22 protein-coding genes are annotated in these 21,036 nt (G+C 71.1%); 12 read left to right on the top strand and 10 right to left on the bottom strand.

Features of this window, described 5'->3' with window-relative positions:
- Positions 1–33 precede the first annotated feature (33 nt).
- Both J3P44_RS12580 and J3P44_RS12575 read left to right on the top strand, forming a co-directional pair.
- Entirely contained in the window at positions 34–594 is a 561-nt protein-coding gene (locus tag J3P44_RS12580) for an ArsR/SmtB family transcription factor (protein ID WP_255890725.1), read from the top strand.
- Positions 591–1,850, top strand: coding sequence for an MFS transporter (locus J3P44_RS12575; protein ID WP_255890724.1), 1,260 nt, complete (start codon positions 591–593; stop codon positions 1,848–1,850). The genes J3P44_RS12580 and J3P44_RS12575 overlap by 4 nt, the downstream gene beginning before the upstream one ends.
- A gap of 42 nt (positions 1,851–1,892) precedes the next feature.
- Here J3P44_RS12575 and hisC read toward each other — a convergent pair whose 3' ends face one another.
- The gene (hisC, locus tag J3P44_RS12570; protein WP_255890723.1) at positions 1,893–2,975 is read right to left on the bottom strand and encodes a histidinol-phosphate transaminase; all 1,083 of its coding nucleotides are present in this window, start codon (positions 2,973–2,975) and stop codon (positions 1,893–1,895) included.
- Between the two features lie 9 nt (positions 2,976–2,984).
- A complete protein-coding gene (locus J3P44_RS12565) occupies positions 2,985–3,545 on the bottom strand; it encodes a VanZ family protein (protein WP_255890722.1) in 561 nt (186 codons plus the stop codon).
- A gap of 44 nt (positions 3,546–3,589) precedes the next feature.
- On the opposite strand from J3P44_RS12565, the gene J3P44_RS12560 reads away from it, so the two are divergent.
- The 4 genes from J3P44_RS12560 (at position 3,590) to J3P44_RS12545 (ending at position 5,926) form a co-directional block, all read left to right on the top strand.
- On the top strand, positions 3,590–3,979 hold the full coding sequence (locus J3P44_RS12560; protein WP_255890721.1) for a phage holin family protein: 390 nt from the start codon (positions 3,590–3,592) through the stop codon (positions 3,977–3,979).
- Positions 3,980–3,984: 5 nt separating this feature from the next.
- Positions 3,985–4,509 (top strand): low molecular weight protein-tyrosine-phosphatase, encoded by a 525-nt coding sequence (locus J3P44_RS12555; protein ID WP_255890720.1) that lies wholly within the window; start codon positions 3,985–3,987, stop codon positions 4,507–4,509.
- On the top strand, positions 4,509–5,372 hold the full coding sequence (locus J3P44_RS12550; protein ID WP_255890719.1) for a fructosamine kinase family protein: 864 nt from the start codon (positions 4,509–4,511) through the stop codon (positions 5,370–5,372). The genes J3P44_RS12555 and J3P44_RS12550 overlap by 1 nt, the downstream gene beginning before the upstream one ends.
- 200 nt (positions 5,373–5,572) lie before the next feature.
- Positions 5,573–5,926, top strand: a complete 354-nt coding sequence (locus J3P44_RS12545; RefSeq protein WP_255890717.1) for a uracil-DNA glycosylase — start codon at positions 5,573–5,575, stop codon at positions 5,924–5,926.
- A gap of 12 nt (positions 5,927–5,938) precedes the next feature.
- Here the strand turns inward: J3P44_RS12545 and ddaH are convergent, their stop codons facing one another.
- The 3 genes from ddaH to J3P44_RS12530 form a co-directional block, all read right to left on the bottom strand.
- Positions 5,939–6,712: a dimethylargininase gene (gene ddaH, locus J3P44_RS12540; RefSeq protein WP_255890716.1), complete on the bottom strand. Its 774-nt coding sequence runs from the start codon at positions 6,710–6,712 to the stop codon at positions 5,939–5,941.
- Between the two features lie 126 nt (positions 6,713–6,838).
- A complete protein-coding gene (locus J3P44_RS12535) occupies positions 6,839–7,546 on the bottom strand; it encodes a hypothetical protein (protein WP_255890715.1) in 708 nt (235 codons plus the stop codon).
- 15 nt (positions 7,547–7,561) lie between these two features.
- Complete coding sequence (locus tag J3P44_RS12530) at positions 7,562–8,137, bottom strand: RHS repeat-associated core domain-containing protein (RefSeq protein ID WP_255890714.1); 576 nt, start codon at positions 8,135–8,137, stop codon at positions 7,562–7,564.
- 37 nt (positions 8,138–8,174) lie between these two features.
- On the opposite strand from J3P44_RS12530, the gene J3P44_RS12525 reads away from it, so the two are divergent.
- Together J3P44_RS12525 and J3P44_RS12520 are read left to right on the top strand one after the other, a co-directional pair.
- Positions 8,175–8,870, top strand: coding sequence for a response regulator transcription factor (locus J3P44_RS12525; RefSeq protein WP_255890713.1), 696 nt, complete (start codon positions 8,175–8,177; stop codon positions 8,868–8,870).
- A complete protein-coding gene (locus J3P44_RS12520; protein ID WP_255890712.1) occupies positions 8,867–10,264 on the top strand; it encodes a HAMP domain-containing sensor histidine kinase in 1,398 nt (465 codons plus the stop codon). Before J3P44_RS12525 ends, J3P44_RS12520 begins: the two co-directional genes overlap by 4 nt.
- Here J3P44_RS12520 and J3P44_RS12515 read toward each other — a convergent pair whose 3' ends face one another.
- The 5 genes from J3P44_RS12515 to J3P44_RS12495 form a co-directional block, all read right to left on the bottom strand.
- Positions 10,265–11,554, bottom strand: a complete 1,290-nt coding sequence (locus J3P44_RS12515) for an anthranilate synthase component I family protein (RefSeq protein ID WP_255890711.1) — start codon at positions 11,552–11,554, stop codon at positions 10,265–10,267.
- Complete coding sequence (locus J3P44_RS12510) at positions 11,551–12,111, bottom strand: anthranilate synthase component II (protein WP_255890710.1); 561 nt, start codon at positions 12,109–12,111, stop codon at positions 11,551–11,553. The genes J3P44_RS12515 and J3P44_RS12510 overlap by 4 nt, the downstream gene beginning before the upstream one ends.
- 26 nt (positions 12,112–12,137) lie before the next feature.
- Positions 12,138–13,832: a sulfatase-like hydrolase/transferase gene (locus J3P44_RS12505; RefSeq protein WP_255890709.1), complete on the bottom strand. Its 1,695-nt coding sequence runs from the start codon at positions 13,830–13,832 to the stop codon at positions 12,138–12,140.
- A gap of 163 nt (positions 13,833–13,995) precedes the next feature.
- The gene (locus J3P44_RS12500) at positions 13,996–15,909 is read right to left on the bottom strand and encodes an anthranilate synthase family protein (RefSeq protein WP_255890708.1); all 1,914 of its coding nucleotides are present in this window, start codon (positions 15,907–15,909) and stop codon (positions 13,996–13,998) included.
- Between the two features lie 121 nt (positions 15,910–16,030).
- Complete coding sequence (locus J3P44_RS12495) at positions 16,031–16,693, bottom strand: NeuD/PglB/VioB family sugar acetyltransferase (protein WP_255890707.1); 663 nt, start codon at positions 16,691–16,693, stop codon at positions 16,031–16,033.
- 99 nt (positions 16,694–16,792) lie between these two features.
- Here J3P44_RS12495 and J3P44_RS12490 point away from each other — a divergent pair, with 99 nt between their 5' ends.
- From J3P44_RS12490 to J3P44_RS12475, 4 genes are all read left to right on the top strand, one after another.
- Positions 16,793–17,407: a sugar transferase gene (locus tag J3P44_RS12490; RefSeq protein ID WP_255890706.1), complete on the top strand. Its 615-nt coding sequence runs from the start codon at positions 16,793–16,795 to the stop codon at positions 17,405–17,407.
- The gene (locus J3P44_RS12485; RefSeq protein ID WP_255890705.1) at positions 17,404–18,702 is read left to right on the top strand and encodes an O-antigen ligase family protein; all 1,299 of its coding nucleotides are present in this window, start codon (positions 17,404–17,406) and stop codon (positions 18,700–18,702) included. Before J3P44_RS12490 ends, J3P44_RS12485 begins: the two co-directional genes overlap by 4 nt.
- A gap of 104 nt (positions 18,703–18,806) precedes the next feature.
- Complete coding sequence (locus J3P44_RS12480) at positions 18,807–19,976, top strand: hypothetical protein (RefSeq protein ID WP_255890704.1); 1,170 nt, start codon at positions 18,807–18,809, stop codon at positions 19,974–19,976.
- Positions 19,940–20,863, top strand: coding sequence for a glycosyltransferase (locus J3P44_RS12475; protein ID WP_255890702.1), 924 nt, complete (start codon positions 19,940–19,942; stop codon positions 20,861–20,863). The genes J3P44_RS12480 and J3P44_RS12475 overlap by 37 nt, the downstream gene beginning before the upstream one ends.
- Positions 20,864–21,036 lie beyond the last annotated feature (173 nt).

The following is a 21,036-nucleotide window of genomic DNA, read 5'->3' as shown; positions in this document are numbered from 1 at the left end:
GCAAACAACTCTTGGCAGTCGTAGCCTGTCGTCGTGGCCTCCTCCATCACTCCCGACATCGCCGGCCTGCGCGCACTGAGCCACCCGGTGCGCCTGCGGATACTGACCCTCCTGCGCGGGGAGGGCCCGGCGACCGCGACCACGCTCGCGCAGCGCCTCGCGCTCAACACGGGCGCGACGTCCTACCACCTGCGCCAGCTGGCCCAGCACGGCTTCATCGAGGAGGACACCGAGCGCGGCAACGCCCGAGACCGCTGGTGGCGCGCGGCCCACTCCAGCACCCGCACGGACTTCCGGGAGAAGGGCGTCGTCGACAGCGATGTCGAGGCCTACCTGACGGCGGTTGCCCTGTTGTACGCCGACCGTATGCGCGCCGCTGTCTCGGAGATGCCGTTCCTGCCGGAGGAGTGGCGCACGGTCGGCACGCTCAGCGACTGGGAGCTCTCACTGACTCCGGCGCAGGCCGAGGCGCTCGTCCGGACCCTGGCGCGGACCCTCGAGGAGGCCGAGGACTCCGACGACGACGCCGCCGCGCCCTTCGTGGTCAACCTCAACGCCTTTCCCCGCCCGGGCCAGCAGTGGGGCGAGCAGTGAGCCTGACGGCCCGTCGCACCCCGCTCGCCGGCGGACTGCTCGCCGAGGGCATCTCCCTCGTCGGCACCCGGATCTCGATGATCGCCATCCCGTGGTTCGTGCTGTCCACCACCGGCTCGGCCACCCAGACCGGACTGGTCGCCGCCGCGGAGATCACCCCGTTGGTGCTGTTCAAGGCCCTGGGCGGGCCACTGCTGGACCGGGTCGGCCCCCGACGCGTCACCCTCGTCTGCGACCTGCTGTCCGCCTTCGTCGTCGCGGCGATCCCGCTGCTCCACGGCCTCGGGATGCTCAGCCTGCCGACGCTTCTCGTCCTCGTCGCCGTGGCCGGCGCCCTGCGCGGCCCGGGCGATGCCGGGAAGGCGGCGATGACCCCGGAGATCGCGCGGGTCGCGGGCTACTCGCTCGAGCGCGTCTCCGGCCTCGCGTCCGCGGTCGAGCGCACGTCGTCGATGGGCGGTGCCGCTCTCGCCGGGCTGCTCGTCGCCACGGTCGGCGCGGCCAACGCTCTCTACCTCGACGCCGCGTCGTTCTTCGTCTCGTTCGTCGTCTTCGCGATCGCCACGACCGGGCTCGGGGGACCGGTCGGTCGGGAGGTCGACGCCGGCTCGACGTCGTACATCCAGGAGCTGAGGCAGGGCTGGGACTTCCTGCGCACCGAGCCTGTCCTGGTCGCGATCTGCGTCATGGTGGCGGTCACCAACCTGGTCGACCAGGCCTACAGCGCGGTGCTCGCGCCCGTCTGGGCGAAGGAGTCCGGCGCGGGTGTCGCGGTGCTGGGCAGCCTGTTCGCGGTGATGAGCGGCGCGTCAGTGATCGGCGCCCTGGCTGCGGCGCGCTGGGGCGAGACGCTGCCGCGGTTCAGGACGTACGTCATCGCGTTCCTCATCTGCGGCGCCCCGCGCTACGTCGTGCTGGCGCTGGAGTCGCCGGTCTGGGCGGTCTTTGCGATCACCGCCGCCGCCGGCGTTGCCTCCGGCTTCCTCAACCCGATCCTCGGCGCCGTGATCATGGAGCGGATCCCGGCACCCCTGCTGGGCCGGGTCTCCTCGCTCAACACCGCGATCTGCTGGTCGCTCATGCCGCTCGGTGGCGTGCTCGGGGGGCTGGCGGTGGCCGGGCTGGGGATCTCACCCGCGCTGCTGATCGCCGCAGCGGCGTACTTCGTCACCACGATGGCGCCGACCCGGGTGCCGTCCTTCCGGTCGATGGACCGCGCCCCGGCGACATCCCCTGCCCCCGCGAGCCGCGGCTGACCCACGAGGGGTTGTCAGGCTCTTCCTGAGGTTGTCCGCCCCTCAGGGGGCGTAGCGGGCCGCGACCTCGACGACGCGGTCGAAGGCCTCCGCCTCGCCGATGCTGACGCGTACGCCGTCGCCGGCGAAGGGACGCACTGAGATCCCCACCTCACCGCAGGCGGCGGCGAAGTCGAGGGACCGCTCCCCCAGGGGGAACCAGACGAAGTTGCCCTGCGCCTCCGGGAGGTCCCAACCGGCCTCGCGGAGCCGGGCCACCAGGTCGGCGCGCCGCGCGACCAGGTCCTCGACGCGCTCGAACAGCTCGTCCTGCGCCGCGAGGGACGCGACGGCGGCGGCCTGGGCGACGTGGCTGACGCCGAACGGCAGCGACACCGCCCGCAGCGCGGCGGCCAGCGGCGCGGGAGCCACGGCGTACCCGACGCGGAAGCCGGCCAGGCCGTAGGCCTTGGAGAAGGTGCGGGTGAGCACGACGTTGTCGTGGCGCCGGTAGGTCGCGATGCCGTCGATGGCGTCGTCCATCCGGACGAACTCGAGGTAGGCCTCGTCGACGACGACGACCACGTGCGCCGGCACCCGCGCGATGAAGGCGTCGAGGTCGGACTGGGTCACGGCCGGACCGGTGGGGTTGTTGGGCGTGCAGACGATGACCACCTTGGTGCGATCGGTGATCGCGGCCGCCATCGCGTCGAGATCGTGGCGACCGTCGGCGGTCACCGGCACCTGGACGCTCCGCGCGCCGCCCGCCGTGACGGCGATGGGGTAGGCCTCGAACGAACGCCAGGCGTAGACGACCTCGTCGCCCGGCTCGCAGAAGGCGTTGACGAGCTGGTAGATCAGCGCCACCGAACCGGTCGCCGCGGCCAGGTCGTCGGTCGGTACTCCCATCGCCTCGCCCAGCGCCGCGTAGAGCGCGGTGCTGCCCATGTCGGGGTAGCGGTTCATCTGGGCCGCCGCGGCGGTGGCGGCCTCGAGCACGCCGGGGAGCGGCGGGTAGGGGTTCTCGTTGGACGACAGCTTGTAGGAGGTCAGCCCGGGCTGGGCGACGGGCGGCTTGCCGGCGACGTACGTCGGGATGGCGAGCACGTTGGGCCGAGGCTGCGGCCCTGAGGAGGCGGTGGACATGCCCTGACCTTAGTGATCGGCGCGCCGGCCCTGCCACGGCCTCAGCATCGGCAGCAGGACCACCCCGATCACGAACCCGACCCCCGCACCGAGGACGTTGTCGACCACGTCGGTGACGTCGCACGCGCGGTCGAGACGAGCGAGCTGGAGCTGGACGAACTCGATGGCCAGGCTGTACGCCGCCAGGCCGGCGAGGCCGATCGGCGCGAGCAACAGCCCGGACCACCATCGTCCGATCGCCAGCACAAGGAACATCCCGGCCGGCACGAACAACAGCACGTTGAGGGTGCGCTGGTCGAGGCCGAGGACCTCGAAGGCCGCTCCCGACGGGCCCCCGTATTCCCACGAGCAGGAGTCGCTGCGGCTCTCGGCCGGCACGATCCCGATGTCGGCACGCGTCGGCACCAGCGTCACCAGCGCGATCGCGACGAGTGACCAGAGCAGGCCCGCGACCGCGACCGCCGAGGTGGTGCCGAGCCAGCGCCGCGTGACCAGGGCCGTGAGGACCGAGACGACCCCGGCGGCGAGGGCACCGAGCACCATGACGCCCGTGCCGCCGATCGTGACCACGCCGGTGAGGGTAGCCGGTGGTGGGACTTGGCTAGGGTCGTGCCATGCGCTTCGTGACGTGGTTGCTGACCTATGCGGCGGGACTCGCCGTGGCCGCCCAGCTGCTCGGCGGGATCTGGTTCGACGGCCCCGACCGCGGCCAGGCCGAGCTGCAGGAGAAGATCCTGCCCCTGCTGCTCGTGGCCCTCATCCTGGGCTTGGTGTCGACCTTCATCGAGCCGGTGATCAAGCTGCTGTCGCTGCCCTTCATCATCTTGACGCTCGGCTTCCTGCTGCTGGTCATCAACGCCCTGATGCTGCTGCTCACCGCCCGGCTCGCCGACGCCTTCGACCTCGGCTTCCACGTCGACGGCTTCTGGACCGCGCTGGTCGGCGCGCTCATCGTGACCCTTGTCGGCTGGGGCGTCCGGACGGCCATGCCGGCCCGGGACTGAGGCCGGTGCCCCGGACGTCACCTCCGCTCCCCCCGTCGCGGACGCCCGGGCGCTACCGCATCGCGTTGGTGTGCCTGGGCAACATCTGCCGCTCACCGATGGCGCACGTCGTGCTCGAGAGCCGGCTCGCCGACGCCGGCCTCCACGACCGCGTGGAGGTGGCCTCGTCCGGCACCGGCGGCTGGCACGTCGGCAACCCGATGGACTCGCGGGCCGCGGCGACCCTCACCGCCGCCGCGTACGATCCGACCCGGCACCGCGCCCGGCAGTACGACGCCACCTGGCCCGAGGCGTACGACCTGGTGCTGGTGATGGACGAGGCCAACCTCACCGACGTGGGCGGGCGCGCCGACCGCGTCCGGCTCTTCCGTGACTTCGATCCCGTCGATCCGGGTGGCGAGGTACCGGACCCGTACTACGGTGGCCCCGACGGGTTCGAGGAGGTGCTGGCGATGGTCGAGCGCACGAGCGATGCGATCGTGACCGCGCTCTCCGGCGCGGTCGAGGCGTCATCCGGGGGCCAGGCCTGATGGCTCGCCAGCCGCTGGTCGCCAGGCGCGCCGAGGAGCTCCTCGGCGCGTCGGTGGTCGCGACCTCCCCGGTCGCCGGAGGCGACATCTCCACCGCGACGCGGCTGCGGCTGTCGAGCGGGCAGACCGCGCTGATGAAGACCCTGCCGCACGCCCCTGAGGGCTTCTTCGAGGCCGAGGCAGCCGGACTCCGATGGCTCGCCGAGGTGGACGGCGGGCTGCCGGTGCCCGAGGTTCTCGGCGCGGCGAGCGACTGCGTGATCCTGGCGTGGGTGGAGCAGAGCTCGAAGACACCGCCTGAAGCGGCGGCCACCTTCGGCCAGCAGCTCGCCCGCACCCACGCCGCGGGCGCCGACGACTGGGGACTCGACCACGACGGGTTCATCGGCACGCTGCCCCTGCCCAACAAGGCGGCCGGTTCCTGGCCCGAGTTCTACGCCGTTCGCCGCGTCCTCCCCTACCTCAAGCTCGCCCGCGACCGCGGCGCCATCACCGATGCCGACGCCGCGGCGGTCGAGGGGGTCGTCGGCAGGCTCACCGAGCTGATCCCCGACGAGCCACCGGCCCGACTGCACGGCGACCTCTGGAACGGCAACTGCCTCTGGGGTCAGGACCTCGCGATCCACGTCATCGACCCGGCGGCCTACGGCGGGCACCGCGAGGTCGACCTCGCGATGCTGCACCTCTTCGGCCTCACCCACCTCCCCCGCGTGATGGCGGCCTACGCCGAGGCCCACCCGCTCGCCGATGGCTGGGAGGACCGACTGGGGATCCATCAGCTCTTCCCCCTGCTCGTGCACGCCTGCATGTTCGGCGGGAGCTACGGCGCCCGGGCCGGAAAGGTCGCGGCGCGCTACAGCTGAGGCCCTTCTGCCCCTGTCAGGCGGGGAGGCTGCGAGCTGGCCGGTCAGGTTGGTCGGTTGGCTGCGTCCTTGGCCCACTGACCCAAGTTCCTGCGATGACCGCGCGCCCATCGCAGGAAGTTGGCGCTCACGACCGAGTGCGCAGTCGCCCCACCCGTCCGGCTGGTCCGTTGCGGGCCCGTCCGGGGCATGGTGGGGAGATGGCCGACGTCAAGGACGCCACGCCCTGGGTCCCGGAGTCGGGTGAGCTCGATGCCCTTCAGACCGCCGCCCACGACTGCCGCGGCTGCGAGCTCGGGGAACCGGCCACCCAGGTGGTCTTCTCGGCCGGCGACCGCTCGGCCCGGATCATGCTCGTCGGCGAGCAACCCGGCGACCAGGAGGACCGGCAGGGTGAGCCCTTCGTCGGTCCTGCCGGCCGGGTGCTCGACGAGGCACTCGCCGAGGCGGGCGTCGACCGCTCCGCGGTGCTGCGGCTGCGCGGCAAGGACGGGTACGACGAGGCGTTCGGAGCGCTCGTGGACGACCTGCGCCTGGCCGCCCCGTACGCCTGAGGCCCCGGACCGCTAGGCCGGACCGCGCAACCGCACCGACAGGCAGGTCACACAGGCCTCGAGCTTCTCGAACTCGGAGATGTCGACGGTGACCACGTCGAGCCCGCGCGCGGCGAGCAGGCCGGTCGACTCCGGCGCCGCCGCAGACATGAGCAGGCGGTCGTCACCCAGGAGCACGACGTGCGCCCCCGGCTCCTCCGGCATCGCGAGGAAGCCCGGCCACGTGGTCGGGTCGTCCACGACCGGCTCGTAGCCGATGACGGTGCCGTCGGGCAGGGCGGTGACCGCGGACTTGAGGTGCAGCGCCTTGGTGGTCGGCACCGCGGTGACGGTGGCGCCGAGCTCGCTCAGGAGCACGGCCAGCTGGTCGACGCCCGCCTGGTTGGTGCGCCCTCCCACGCCCACCCAGACCTGGTCGCCGTGCGTGAGGATGTCGCCACCGTCCATGGTGCCCGGCTCCTCGATCGCGGCGATCCGGTAGCCCTGCGCGGTCAGCACGTCGGCCAGCCCCTCGGTCTCGCCGCGTCGCTCGGGTGCGCCACTGCGCATCAGCACGGCGAGGTCGCGGTGGACGAAGACCGGGTCCTCGATGAAGACGCCGTCGGGGCAGGCGTCGGCCGGCGGGGCCTCGATCACCTGCCACCCCTGGTCGACGAGGGCGTCGACGTAGCCCTGCCACTGGCGTACGGCGAGGTCGACGTCGACCGGGGTCCGCTCGATGTGGGTCACCAGCCCGTCGGCCAGCAGGGGCGAGGGACGGCGTACGAGCGCGAGGCGGCGGTCCATGGGTCGAGGGTAGCCAGCGAGGGGCCGACGGCGCCGGAGCCTGTGGAACGGCGACCGCCTCCCGAACGCCGGTGGTACGAGGTGCCCTACGCCTGAGCATCCCGGATGCGACCTACGGTCCGGCCGCTAGCGCAGAGCATCCCCGGTCCGGTTGGCGTACCAGACAGCCGCCGCCGGCGTCGCGAACGCAAACGCCAGGACAGCCACAGCGGCGACCGTCTGGCCCGTGCCTTCTCGCAGCCACTCGCCGAGCGGCGTGACGCTGGTCAGCACCACGACGTTGACCGCACCCAAGGCAACAGCAGCGAGGAGCGCTGCTGCACGCTGTCCTCCCGCCCGGCCCTCCCGAGCTCGCCCCTGCGGGGAGAGCTCGTCCTCCCGGGCGTCCACCCCTTCCAGGACGTCAGACCGGGCCGAGACGACGACCGCGGCAATCCCGGGGATCGCGCCGCCTACGATGAGAGACAGCGCCCCAACCACGGGCCTCGCGATCCCGGGCCCGCCGAGCCAGTCACCCATCGGGGAGAACTGGCGCAGCGCGGCCGCGGTCAGCACCGTCGAGGTCACAGCCAGCACGAGCACCGCAGCAGCGCGCCACCAGCCCGCCAAGGATGCGGACGCTCGACCGGAGAGTCCCCTCGCGCGCGCCGACGCCCAGGCGTTCGCTGACCGAGCGCCCACGGTGCCCGACCAGGACACCGCCACCAAGAGCGCGGCCATGCTCAGCACGGCACTCCAGAGGACTACAGGCGTCAGGAGCAGCAGGCAACCCAGGGCGTTGATCCGCAGCGCCATGAACCTGTAGCCGCCGTGACTGCCTTCGCGCTGACCCATGAGCACTCCTCTCGTCTAGACCGGCGGCCCACCGCACCCGACGCTGTCCTCCACTGTTGCGTACAGGAAGAGGATGGTGATGGCCAGGTAGGCCCACAAGGCCAGCCAGATCAGGACGGGCAGCAGACCACCGGTCGCCATGGCCACCATCGCCATCAGGAACTCGGCATTGCCCCACAGCAGGAGCGTGATGGCAATACCGTCGTTGACCCCGCAGATGAGGCCCGCGGGCAGGCCTTGACCGAAGGCCCAGTTCTCGAGCTCCCCCAGAGCGAGGAACGAAGCGCCGAGGACAACCTGCGCGATATTGGACACCATCCCGTACTCGACCGCTGCCATCGTTCCCGTGGGGTCGGTATAGGTCACCGGCTGGTTGCTCACGTACGTGTACAGGTTCGCTGCGTCCACGGGGTCCTCGGAGGCGAACCGCCCCTGACCGGAGTCGTACCAACGAGCGCGGGCGTAGTGCCTCTCCGCGTCGCCGTCCCAGGCGTGGCCCGTATACCCGCTAGGGCACCCGGGTGGACCGAGCCCACGACCCGACGTCGCGTGTTTGGCCCTCTCCGCTGGGCGCGACGGCACGGCGAACATTCAGCCTGCGCTCAGGAGCGGCTGGCATCCTTGCGCTGTGAGTGACGCCAAGCCCCGCGTGCTGGTCGTCGACGACGACCGTGCCGTGCGTGACTCGTTGCGCCGGTCGCTCGAGTTCAACGGGTACGACGTGGTGCTGGCGGCCGACGGCGCCGAGGGCCTCGTCGCGGTCGGCGCCCAGCACCCCGACGTCGTGGTGATCGACGTGATGATGCCGCGGCTCGACGGCATCGAGACGACCCGCGCGCTGCGCACCGCCGGCAACGACGTACCGATCCTGGTGCTCACCGCCCGCGACGCGGTCGGCGACCGGGTCGAGGGTCTGGACGCCGGCGCCGACGACTACCTCACCAAGCCCTTCGCGCTGGAGGAGCTGCTCGCGAGGCTGCGCGCCCTCCTGCGGCGGGTCGTGCCCGACCCCGACAGCGAGGGCGAGGTGCTGTCCTTCGCCGACCTGACCATGGACGTCGCCAGCCGCGACGTCACCCGCGGTGGCCGCTCCATCGAGCTGACCCGCACGGAGTTCACCCTGCTGGAGATGTTCCTGCGCCGGCCGCGACGGGTGCTCGACCGCTCCTTCATCCTCGAGGAGGTCTGGGGCTACGACTTCCCGACGAGCGCCAACTCGCTCGAGGTCTACGTCGGCTACCTGCGCCGCAAGACAGAGGCCGAGGGCGAGCCGCGGTTGATCCAGACCGTGCGGGGCGTCGGCTACGTCCTGAAGGAATCATGACGCCGGCCACCGACTGGCCCGAGGGCCGTTGGCACTACCGCCGGTCGCTGGCCTCTCGCGTAGCGGTGCTGACCACGATCATCGTCGGCATCTCGATCGGGGTCATGGCGCTGACGGCCTTCGTGGTGATGCGGCAGCAGCTGATGAGCTCGCTCGACCAGTCCCTGCTCAACCGGGCCCACAAGGCGACCGCCGCCACCACGCTGTCGCGGGTCACCGCGCAGGGGGTCCCGCCGTGGGTGCTCGGAGCCGCCGACGTGCGGATCATCGTGTTCACCGCCGAGGGGAAGGGAATGTCGGGCTCCGCCATCCCGAACTTCACCTTGGGCCAGCCGGAGTACGACGTGGTCACCGGCCGGCGCCAGTCGTCCGTGCGCACCCTCGTGACGGAGGAGGGCGAGCGCTTCCGCGTCGCGACGGTGCAGGCCGGGAGCGGACAGGCGCTGATCCTCGCGCAACCGCTGTCGCCCAACGACCGCACGCTCGAGAAGCTCGGCGGGGTGCTCTTCGTCTTCGGTGCGCTGGGCGTGCTGGCGGCGCTCCTGGCCGGCTGGCTCGTGGCACGCAGCGGTCTGCGACCCGTGCGCCGCCTCACCTCCGCAGTCGAACGCATCGCCGTCACCGAGGACCTCACGCCCCTGCGGGTCGAGGGCGACGACGAGGTCGCCCGCCTCGCCACCGCCTTCAACCAGATGCTGCTCGCGCTCGGCGCCTCCCGCGACCGGCAGCGACGGCTGGTCGCCGACGCAAGCCACGAGCTGCGGACGCCGCTGACCTCGCTGCGCACCAACCTGGACCTGCTCCGCCAGGCCGAGGGAAACACGGCCCTGCCGGCCGAGGCTCGGCTCGAGCTCCTCGACGACGTACGGGGCCAGATCGAGGAGCTCAGCGCCCTCGTGGGCGACCTCGTCGAGCTCGCCCGCGACGAGCCGACGAGCCGCGTGGTCGCCCATGTCGACCTCGCCGACGTGGTGGACCGCGCGATCACCCGGGTGCGCCGTCGCGCACAGGGCATCTCCTTCGACGTGACGACCGACCCGTGGGTCGTGGTCGGCGACGCCAACAGTCTCGAGCGGGCGGTGACCAACCTGCTCGACAACGCCGCCAAGTGGAGTCCAGCCGACGGCACCGTGACCGTGCGCCTGGCCGACGGTGTGCTCGTCGTCGACGACCAGGGCACGGGCGTCGACGAGGCCGACCGGCCGCACGTCTTCGAGCGGTTCTTCCGCTCGGAGGAGTCGCGGGCGATGCCCGGGTCGGGGCTGGGCCTGGCGATCGTGCGGCAGGTGGTCGACCGCCACGGCGGGCGGGTCGAGGTCTCCGAAACACCGGATGGTGGCGCGCGGTTCTCGATGTGGGTGCCGGGAGCCGACGCCTCAGTCAGGCCCGGTTAGCTAGGAGGGCGGGTCGAAGACGCGCAGCAGCCGCTCGGCCTTCCACTCCGACTCCGCCCACTCCTCCGCGACGTCCGACTTCACCGTGATGCCGCCGCCGGTGCCGAGGGTCCAGGAGCCGTCGCCGTCGGTCATCAGCGAGCGGATGACGACGCCGAGGTCGGCGGGGCCGTCGCCGCTGATCCAGCCGAACGCACCGGCGTACGCACCGCGCGGCGTGGACTCGACCTCCTCGATGATCTGCATCGTGCGCAGCTTGGGCGCGCCCGTCATCGAGCCCGCCGGGAACAGCGCCCGCAGCGCACCGACCGTGGTGACGTCGTCGCGGAGGTGGCCACGGACCGTGGAGACGAGCTGGTGCACCGACTCGTAGGTCTCGACCTGCATCAGCGCCGGCACCTCGACCGACCCGACGTCGCAGACCATCGAGAGGTCGTTGCGGAGCAGGTCGACGATCATGAGGTTCTCAGCGCGGGTCTTGGCGTCGGTCGCCAGGCGCGCTCGGTGGACCTCGTCCTCCTCCGCAGTCGCGCCGCGCGGGGTCGTGCCCTTGATCGGCTTGGTCTCCACGTCCCGCTCGGGGGTGATGAGCGCGTATCTCTCCGGTGAGCTGGACAGCAGCCACGACCGCGCCTCGGCGACGTCGTGCTGGAGGAAGCCGGAGTACGGCGCGGGGTTGAGGTCGCGGAGCCGGAGGTAGGCCGTGACCGGGTCGAGGTCGGCATCGCGGGTGAGGCGGTGGGTCAGGTTGACCTCGTAGGAGTTGCCGGCGTGCAGGTGCTCCTGGACGGCGGCGAAGGCGTCGGCGTACGACGTGGGCGGCACACCGCTGGGGGGATTCTTGCTCTGCATGGGGGTTGCAACCCCCTGGTGGTGCGGGTTTCCCCGCGTACGCGGGGATTCCGCCTGATCCGCCACCTCGTGCTCGAAGACCCGCACCGCCCGCGGCCGCATCCAGACCGCGTCGGGGAGCACCGGATCGGGCGAGCCGGGGAGGTCGGTGCGCGAGGCGTAGCCGAGGTAGCCGAACCACTGCTCCCCTGCGCCGATCCGCTCCTCCAGCACCTCGAAGATGTCGTCCCCGACCACCGACGACGTCCCGCCGGCGTGCGCGCGCACCTCGCGTCGCGCGGCGGAGAAGGTCAGCGAGACGTCGTCGTCCTCGAGCCAGCCGATGATCGAGCGACGCCCGGACCACTCCCGCGCACCGCCGCCGTCGAGCCAGAAGCAGCGCCGGTGCGCGGCCGCGACGTCGCGGAAGAAGGGGACGGGATCACTGCGCTCGCTCACGAGAGGAAGTTCCTGATCAGGGTCTCGCCGTGCTCGGACACCACCGACTCGGGGTGGAACTGCACGCCTTCCAGCGGGAGGGACACGTGCCGTACGCCCATCACCACCCCGTCCTCGCTCCAGGCCGTGGCGACCAGGTCGTCGGGGAGGGCGAGCGCGGCGAGGGAGTGGTAGCGAGCGGCCTCGAAGGGCTGCGGCAGGCCGGCCAGGACTCCCGCGCCGTCGTGCCGGATCGAGGCGACCTCGCCGTGCGCCGGCTCGACCCGCGAGACCGTGCCGCCGTACGCCGTCACCAGCCCCTGCATCCCCAGGCACACGCCGAGCACCGGCCGACTGCCCGCCAGCAGCACCTCGCGCCCGACCGCGAAGTCGGCGGGGTCGGCGGGATGCCCCGGCCCCGGGGAAAGCACGACGTGCGAGTGGCGCAGCACGTCGTCGGGCTCGACCTCGTCGTGCTGCACGACCCGCGGCAGGACGCCGGTCACCCGGGCGAGGAGGTGCACCAGGTTCCACGTGTAGGAGTCGTGGTGGTCGACCACGATCACGTCTGGCGTCACGCTCGGAGACTAGGGCATGGCTAGTGCTACTGCGTGACCGTGCGGCAGGCGGCGGAGACGGGCTGGTCGCCCGTCTCCCTGCAACCGTCGAAGGCGGCGAGCTTCGCCATCAGCAGCGCCACCTCCTCACGCCGCTTGGGGTTGGCGACGTTGTTGCGCAGCTCGTACGCGTTGAGCTTGTAGTTGTAGAACTCGTAGCCCCACTTCGTCCTCCGCGGCCGGGGGTCGAGGTCGAGACGCACCAGCAGCGCCGTCCTGCTGCGCACCGCGGTGTAGGACGGGATCCGGTCGAGCTCCGACCCGCTGAAGGCGGCATCCGGGTCGCCCCCGGTGAGCGTCTGCTGGGTGTGCTCGAGGAACGCGTACGACTGCCGCGCGAGCTTCGGCTGGGCCAGGGTCGGCACCAGCGACAGCCCGCTGCGGTAGGGCGCGGGCGGCAGCCCGGCGAGCTCCTCGAAGGTCGGCGCGAGGTCGATGTTGCTGGTGACCTCCTTGCGCGCCCCCGGCACCACGCCCGGTCCGGTGATCAGCAGCGGCACCCGCACGTCGGTGTCGTACGGCGTCCCCTTGCCGCGACCCATGCCGTTCTGGCCGAGGTGGAAGCCGTTGTCGGAGGTCAGCACGACGTAGGTGTCGGGCCCGACCGCACCGAGGATCCGCGAGATCAGCCGGTCGGCGGACTGGGCCATCCGCGCGCGGTCGCGCAGGTCGCGGACGGCGATCGCTGCCGGCATGGTCGGCCCGGTGTTCCAGGCCCGCGCCGGCTTGCCGGCGGCCGTGCGCGGGCGGTTGTCGGCGCGCTTGTCGCCGAACCCGGGGAGGTCGGCCACCGTCAGCTTGCTGCACGCCACCCGTCCGCAGCCGCGCTCGCCCTCGCGGTCGCGGAACATCGGCGGGAACAGCGGGTCACCGGGGTAGTAGCCCTCGGCCTGGGTGCGGTTGTGCGGGGCGTACAGCGCGACCTCGAGGAAGTAGGGAGCGTCGGCGGCCTCGCCCCTCTCGAGGACGTCCATCGCCAGGTCGCCGATCACCGTCCCGGCGTACGCACGGTCCTTGGCCGCGTCACTCGCGCCGGCGGCGGGCGCGGGGTGCTGCCGCACCTGCAGCCGCTGGTCGACCAGGGACGTGCTGGCGAAGTCCCACCCGTCGTAGGCCGACCCGAAGACGGCGTCGAAGCCCGACCAGCCCGGCACCACCGGCGGGAGGGCCTGGCCGGGCACCCACTCGTACTCGTTGAGGAACTTGCCCACGAAGCCCGTCGTGTAGCCGGCCTGCTGGAGCCGCACGTTGAAGGCACGCTCCGGGTTGCCGCGGGTGTCGAAGGCGGGCCAGCCGCCGAGCATCGAGGTGCCCTTGTTGGAGGTGTTGGTGCGGACGCCGGTCTGGTGAGGGTACTGGCCGGTGAAGAAGCTCGAGCGCGAGACGCAGCACAGCGAGTCGGTGACGAACGCGTGGGGATAGCTGGCGCCCGCCCTCCGCATCCGCTGCACCGACCGCATCGTCTGGACGAGGTCCATCGAGAAGTCGTCGAGCATCACCACGACGATGTTGGGCCGGGCGGCCCGGCTGGCCGCGGGCTGCAGGTCGCCGACCGACGACGCCGAGCTCCGCGACGTGGGTGGCCGCGCGTCGTCTCGCGGGGTCGACCCGTCGGTCGACGCGCATGCCACGAGAGCGAGGAGGCACACGCCGGCCCAGGCCCGTCTGAAGTGGTGGTGCACCTGTCCCCCGTCGTGTCCTGCGCTGGCTACAGAAGAGTGACGCGTCGGGCACCCGATCGGTTGCCCGCCGCGCCGACATCAATGTCTACTCGTTCACTCAACTTTAGCCGATACCTGAGGACGTGGTGGTCGGATTCCGCCCCCGATGACGTACGTGGCGTCCTCAGATATCGGGTGTCGGGGTGAGGAGGTCGCGCACCGCCGCGTGCAGCAGGTCGTAGCCGTTCTCGGTGAGGATCGACTCGGCGTGGAACTGGATGCCCCGGAAGTGCGGCCCGACCAGCGCGTGGATGTCGCCGGTGGCCTCGTCGGCCTCGACACGTACGCCGTCCGGCAGGGCGCCGGCCGGGACGCGACCGACGAACGTGTTGTAGAAGCCGACGCGCTCGGTGCGGCCGTCGAGCCGGACCGGCGACTGGGTCCCTTGGAAGACGACGTCCTTGTAGCCGAGCTCGAGCCCCAGTCGCTGGCACAGCGTCTGGTGGCCCAGGCACACCGCGAGGAACGGCTGGCCGGAGGCGAGGAGGTCGTCGACGGCCTTCCGGAAGGCGGCGATCTTGGGGTGGTCACCCTCGCGCGGGTCGCCCGGGCCGGGGCCGACGATGACCAGGTCGGCGCCGTCGAACGCTCCCGCTGTGTAGTCCTCGTGCCGCACGACCCGCGAGGTCATGCCGAACACCCCCAGCACGTGGACGAGCATGTTCACGAAGTCGTCCTCGCCGTGCAGGATCACCGCCGTCCTCCCGGCGAGGCCTGGGTCGGCGGGCTCCCCCGCCTGGTCGGTGAGCCAGAAGCGGGACAGCCGCTGGTTGCGGGAGCCCAGCGCGAGGAGGACGTCCTCGTCGCGCGCGAGGTCGGCGATGTCGGTGCCGTCGGAGAGCGCGGCGTCGACGAGCCCGAAGGCGCTGAGGATGCCGCCGGCCTTGGCCCGCGTCTCGGCGACCTCGTAGGCCGCCGTGGAGTCGCGGACCAGGGTGGCCCCCGCGGTGACCTTGAGCTCGCCGGCCGGCGAGACGTCGGCGGTGCGGATCAGGATCGGGCTGTCCATGGTCGGCGTGCCGTGGGGCGACCGGCCGAAGAGCGCCAGCGCGGCGCCGTAGTAGCCGCGCCCCTCGGGCTCGTAGTCGGCGATCAGCCGGCAGGCGTTCTCCACCGGCGCGCCGGTCACCGTCGCGGCGAACATCGTGTCGCGCAGGATCTCGCGGTGGTCGCGGTCGGAGCGACCCGCGAGCAGGTACTCGGTGTGGATGAGGTGGGTCATCGGCTTGAGGAACGGCCCGAGCACCTGGCCGCCCTCGTGGCAGATGTCGCACATCATCTTCAGCTCCTCGTCGACGACCATGAAGAGCTCAAAGATCTCCTTCTCGTCGGCCAGGAAGTCGAGCAGCCGGTCCTTCACGTCGCCGGCGCCGTCGGCGGGGGCGGCGACCCGGAACGTCCCCGAGATCGGGTTCATCCGGACGTCACCGGAGCGCACCGAGACGTGCCGCTCAGGGCTGGCGCCGATGAGGAACCGGTCGCCGGTGAAGAAGCAGAACGTCCAGTACGCCCCGCGCTCGCGCTCCAGCAGCCGTCGGAAGACGGTCAGCGCGCGAGCGGCGTCCCAGTCGGCGACGACCGCCCGGTAGTGCCGGCCGATGACCAGGTTGGCGCCCTCGCCCTGGCCGATCTCGTCGCGGATGATCGCCTCGACGACGTCGCCGTAGTCGGCGTCGCTGGTGGAGAAGCCGCCCCGGTCGGCGAACTCGACCGGCACGTCGGGCAGCGCGGCGAGCAGGTCCTCGACCGCGACCTCGTGCTCGGCCTCGATGTCCACGACGGTCAGCGGGGTGCCGTCGTCGACGGCGGCGAAGCCGCGCTCGCGCACCTGCCGGAACGGCACGGCGGCGAGCCGGTCCGCGCTGCGCCCGGGCGCCGGTGCGCCCGTCTCCAGCGGGATGTCGAGCAGGGAGGCCACCTCGTGCGGCGTGCCGCCGACCAGGCCCGCGGTGGGTGCTGCCTTGCGCCGGATGACCGCCCAGGCGCCGTGCCCCTGGATCTGCTCCAGGAGGTCTCGGACGGAAGGGGTCTCGGTCATGGCCGAAACCCTACGGGTGGGGTCGGAACATCCAGCCGGCGTCTCAGAGGTACCCGTACGCGCTCACGAGGTCGCCCACGCTGTCGTCCTCTCGCGATCCCAGGCTCCGCGCAGGCACGCCTCAGCGCTGGCCCAGCGGCCGGGCCGGCACGCCGACGACCGTGGTCCCAGGAGCCACGTCGCGCACGGCGCACGCCGCCCCGCCGACGACGGCGTCCTGCCCCACCCGCAGCCGGTTCAGCACGATGCCGCCGACCCCGACCAGCACGCCGCTCTCGACGACGCAATCCCCAGAGATCGACGCGCTGGGGTTGAGGCTGACGAAGTCGCCGACCGAGGTGTCGTGCCCGACCGTGACGTTGGGGTTGAGGTGGACGTGCCGGCCGATCGTGATGTTGGTGGTGATCCGGACGCCGGCGCACGCCACGGTGCCGGCGCCGATCGTGACCTCGGAGCCCATCGTCGCGCTGGGGTGGAGGAGGATCGCGCCGGAGTGCCCGCCCTCCTCGAAGCGGAGCGCGACCTTGCGTCGGACGGACGGTGCGCCGATGCCAACTGCGTAGGCGACGGGTCCTCCGCACGTGGCAAGGAAGTCGTCAGCGGTCCCCAGGTAGGAGATCGAGCGCTTCGCCAGGCGCTCGCGATTGTCCGGGGCCAAGGAGTCGTCGACGACTCCCACCAGCTCCCAGAGGGGCTCCGGCGCGGCGGCATTGATGGCCTCGATGACATCGATGACCTCACGCCCGAAGCCGCCCCCGCCGACAATGACGATGCGAGTGCTCACGGGTTCACTGTGCCACGAGAGCGTCAGACCGCCGGTCAGTCGGCGTAGCGTCGGCGTACAATCCGGCGGGCCGAAGAGGATGAAGGGGACAAACAACCAGTGGATGGCAAGCGAGCGTTCGATCTGGCAGTCGCCATTCCCGCCTTCGTGGCCAGCCTGCCGGTCCAGGGCCTCGTCGCGCTGCTCGTCCGCCTTCGACTTGGCCGCCCGGTGCTGTTCCGCCAGGAACGGCCGGGACTGCATGCAGTGCCCTTCGAGATGGTGAAGTTCCGCACCATGCTCGATCCTGACCCCTCGCGCGGCTTGATCGACGACGCCGACCGGATGACCGGGCTCGGGCGCGTCCTGCGCGCGAGCAGTCTCGACGAGCTGCCCTCACTGTGGAACATCGTGCGCGGCGACATGTCGTTGGTCGGCCCGCGCCCGCTGCTGATGCAGTACGTGCCGCGGTACACCCCGCAGCAGGCTCGCCGGCACGAGGTCAGGCCGGGTCTCACCGGACTGGCGCAGGTCTCCGGACGCAACGCGCTGACCTGGGAGCGCAAGTTCGAGCTGGACGTGCAGTACGTCGACCACCACACCCTGCGCGGGGACGTGAGGATCCTCCTGGCGACCGTGGGCAAGGTCCTGCGACGAGACGGGATCGCCGCCGGCTCCTCGGTGACGATGCCGGAGTTCATGGGATCGCCGACCGGGCCCAGGCGTTCGCCTTGAGCATCGGCTCGCACGTCGCCACCGGCGGTCCACGGCTCTTCCGGCCGCGACGCGAGCGCGCGACGCTCGCCACGTGGCGGGGCCACCTGTGGACCGTGGTGATCGGCCTCGACTTCTACCTGTTGTCCAACCCGCTCGTCTACGAGCCGCTGTTCGCAATCTCGCTCCAGCGTGCCGTGCTGATCACCGCACTCGCAGTGGTCATCTCGATCCCGTGGTTGCGTGTGCCCCGTCTCAACCTCGCTCTGCTGGCGTTCTTCGCATGGGGCCTGGCCTCCAACGTGTGGTCCATCCAGCCCGGCGCGACGATGGAGACCTTCGGGCTCTACCTGACGTTGGGCGCACTCGCGGTGATGACCTACTCCCAGGTCGCCGGCGAGGTGCTGGCGCTGGGATTCGCCTACGGCGGACTGGCGGTCACCGGGCTGTCGGTCCTGGCGTTCCGCGAGCGGCTGCCGGGGTCGTACTTCGAGACGCTCGACGTGACCGAGCCGATCGTCTTCGCCGGCGTCGGCACCAACCCGAACATCCTGGCGTACACGGTGACGCTGGGACTGGCCGGCTGGCTGGCCCTGTGGCCGCGGACGCCGCTGAGCATCGTCCTGTGGGTGGGGATGGGCGCCGGCCTGCTGTACGGCGTCTACCTCGCCGAGTCGACGACCGGCTACCTCACGGCTGCGGCCATGATCGCCACAGCCGCCCTCCTGTGGGCGGCGCCCCGCCTGAAGGGGCGTACGTGGAGGCGCCGCAGCCGGGACGCCTGGATCGCGGGCGTCATCGCCATCACGGTGGGTGGCGCGGCAGCCCTCGGCTTCACCGGCATCGGACCGGGGACGTTCTCGGACCGGTTGCCGTTCTGGGAGGCCACGTTGACCGTGGCAGCACACAGGCCGGTGGTCGGCTTCGGGTGGGGGGCCGTGTGGGCGCACCCGTGGCTGTTTGCGCCACCCAATGCCGTGGCGGAGGGCATCTATGGGGCGGCCGGCGGCCTGTTCCTGACCCATGGACACAACTCGTTCATCGACCTCATCATCGACTTGGGGATGGTCGGTGTGGTGCTCGTGCTAGCGGTCGTCGTGTCGGTCGTCTGGACTGCCAGCCGTCCCGCGAAGCAGTCGCAGGCCCTCTCCAGGGGGGACGACGCTCGACGGTTTCGGTTCGTCCTCCTGTGCGTGGTCGACCTGCTGGTCTTCGGCATCACCGAGCCCATGCTCGTGATCCCTCTCGGCTTCTGGGCGCTCGTGCTGCTCACGGAGCCACGAGCCCCTCGGCGCCACGGCACGCGGCGTCACTGACGCGCGACACCCCACATCGTCTCGCGTTCCTGCGCCTCCCAGGACGTGGCCCGCACGGTGCCGGCATTCCGAGCTGGGGTCGTCCGGTCGTTAAGGTTTGCCGAATGGGACTCTCGGCGTGGCTCGCACTGGTCGCCTGCATCCTCGTGGGAGGTGCGGCGACCTTGGCGTGGGCTCACCGCGTCGGGGTCGTCCGCCCCGCAGCCGCAGGCCTGGCGGCGCAAGGGGTGATCACCATCGGCCTCTATGCCGCGATCGGCCTGTGGGCCCCTGATGCCATCGTGTACGACGACCTCGGCCAGGAGTTCGCGGCGTCCTGGAAGGGTGGGCCCGATCCGTCGGAGGTCACCGACGGGAAGGAAGCCTTCCCGGTGATGCTCGGCGCCGTCTACTTCGTGGTCGGGACCGCGCCGGGGATCGGACTGGTCCTGAACTGGGCCTCACACGGACTCCTCATCCCCGCGCTGGCAGCGCTGGCCAAGCGTGCCGACCTGCCGTCCGGGCCCACGGCGTGGGTGGTGGCCCTGTTCCCGCCGGCACTGTTCTGGTCCGCGCTCCTCCTGCGCGAGTCGATTACCTGGCTGCTGATGGCCGTGTTCCTCTACGCACTCGTCGGCCTCGCACGCGGGATCACGGTCCGCGACCTCGCGATCATGGTCGCCGCCCTAGTCGCTCTCATGTGGTTCCGCGGCACTGCCGCGGTCATCCTCGCGGGCGTCAGCATGGTGGTCCTCGTCCTGACCGCCAAGCTCCGCACCCTGCTTCCCCGTTGCGGGGTGGCGATGCTCGCCATGCTGGTGCTGTCGCCGAGACTGGCGTCGCTCCTCTTCGGCTACACCACGGTCGACGACATCGAGGCGAAGCGCTCCGACCTCAGCAACGCCGACACCAGCTTCGGTGGCGAGGCCGGCGGTGATGTCGAGGGCACGGTGGCGACGTCGTTCCTCGACTCCGCGATTCGCGTGGCACTGGGGCCCTATCCCTGGGAGTGGCCCAGCCTCGGTGCTCCGTTCGCCCTTGACGCGGCCCTGTGGCTCGCGATCCTGGGTCTGGCCGTGCTGGGCTGGTGGCGCGCGTCCAACCGTCTGCGACTGCTTCTCGTGGTGCTGCCCGCCCTGGCCCTCGCCGGCGCGCTGATGATCACAAGCGCCAACTACGGCACCATGCAGCGGCTGCGTGTGCAGACGTCCGTGTTGCTGACCCCGATGGCGGCCGCCGGGTTCACCTTCCTGGCAGCGTGGTGGAGGTCGCGGCTCGATCGAAAGGCAGGCTGATGAACGAACAGGTTTCGGCCGGCTGGGAGGTCCTCGTCGTCGCCTACAACAGCGAACCGGAGCTGCCGGGGCTCATCGACTCCGCCGAACGCAACCTTCCAGCAGGCACCACGATGACGATCTGGAGCAACTCGGACACAGACGTCCTTCGTCTCGCACTGGGTGCGAAACTCACCACCTCCACCCTCAGCATCGAGGTGCTCGGGGACGGATCAAACCTCGGGTTCGCCAAAGCCTGCAACCGGCTGGCGGAGATGTCGGAGGCTGACACCATCTTGTTCTTGAATCCGGACACGGAGATTCTTGACTTCGGGGAGGTCCTGCAGCCGACCATTTCTCGCATCGTCGCTCCGACGGTCTATTCACAGGCGGGCGAGCTTCAGAGCACGTTCGGGGCAGAGCGAACCCTGAGAAGAGAGATCGCGATCCGCCTTCTTCGATGGCAACCGGCCATGCGAGAGCTGGACGGAGCCACCTCCGTGGGCTTTGTGAGTGGCGCAGCGTTCGCCGTCGACCGCCGACGCTTTCTTGAGGTCGGGGGGTTCAACACGGACTTCTTCATGTACTACGAGGACCTCGACTTCTGTCGCCGGTGGCGAGCGGCCGGCGGCACGATCTGCGTCGACCCACGGTTCAGGGTCATGCACATCGGCGGAGTCTCTGCCTCCCGCAACCTGCTGCTCGCCCTGCAGCGCAGCTATGAGTCCGCCTTGGCCTACCACTCACGCACCGCGTCCTCGCGCATCCTCTTCCGTGGCGTGGCACTGACCGAAGCGATCCTCAAGTCCCTGGTGGCTGCGGCGACGGGACGCGTCGGCCGGGTCGACCGAAACACCCAATGGCGCTTTACCCGGTGGATCCTGCGTCGAAGTTTGCGGCGTCCATGACCAGCCGTCCCTCCAGTGGCTCAGGACTTGAGCTCCCCTTGATTGACGGCTGTCACCGCAAGCTTTGCCCGGCTTCGTCTAGGCGCGATGATGGAGTGACCCGGCCGCTGTGACGCGGTTACGCGTTGGGCCTCCCTCACATGTTCGTGGTTACGGAGCAGGCGCTGCCTGCT

It is taken from the genome of Nocardioides astragali, from assembly GCF_024436375.1.
Lineage (GTDB): Bacteria > Actinomycetota > Actinomycetes > Propionibacteriales > Nocardioidaceae > Nocardioides > Nocardioides astragali.
This window is presented reverse-complemented; position numbering and strand designations above follow the sequence as displayed.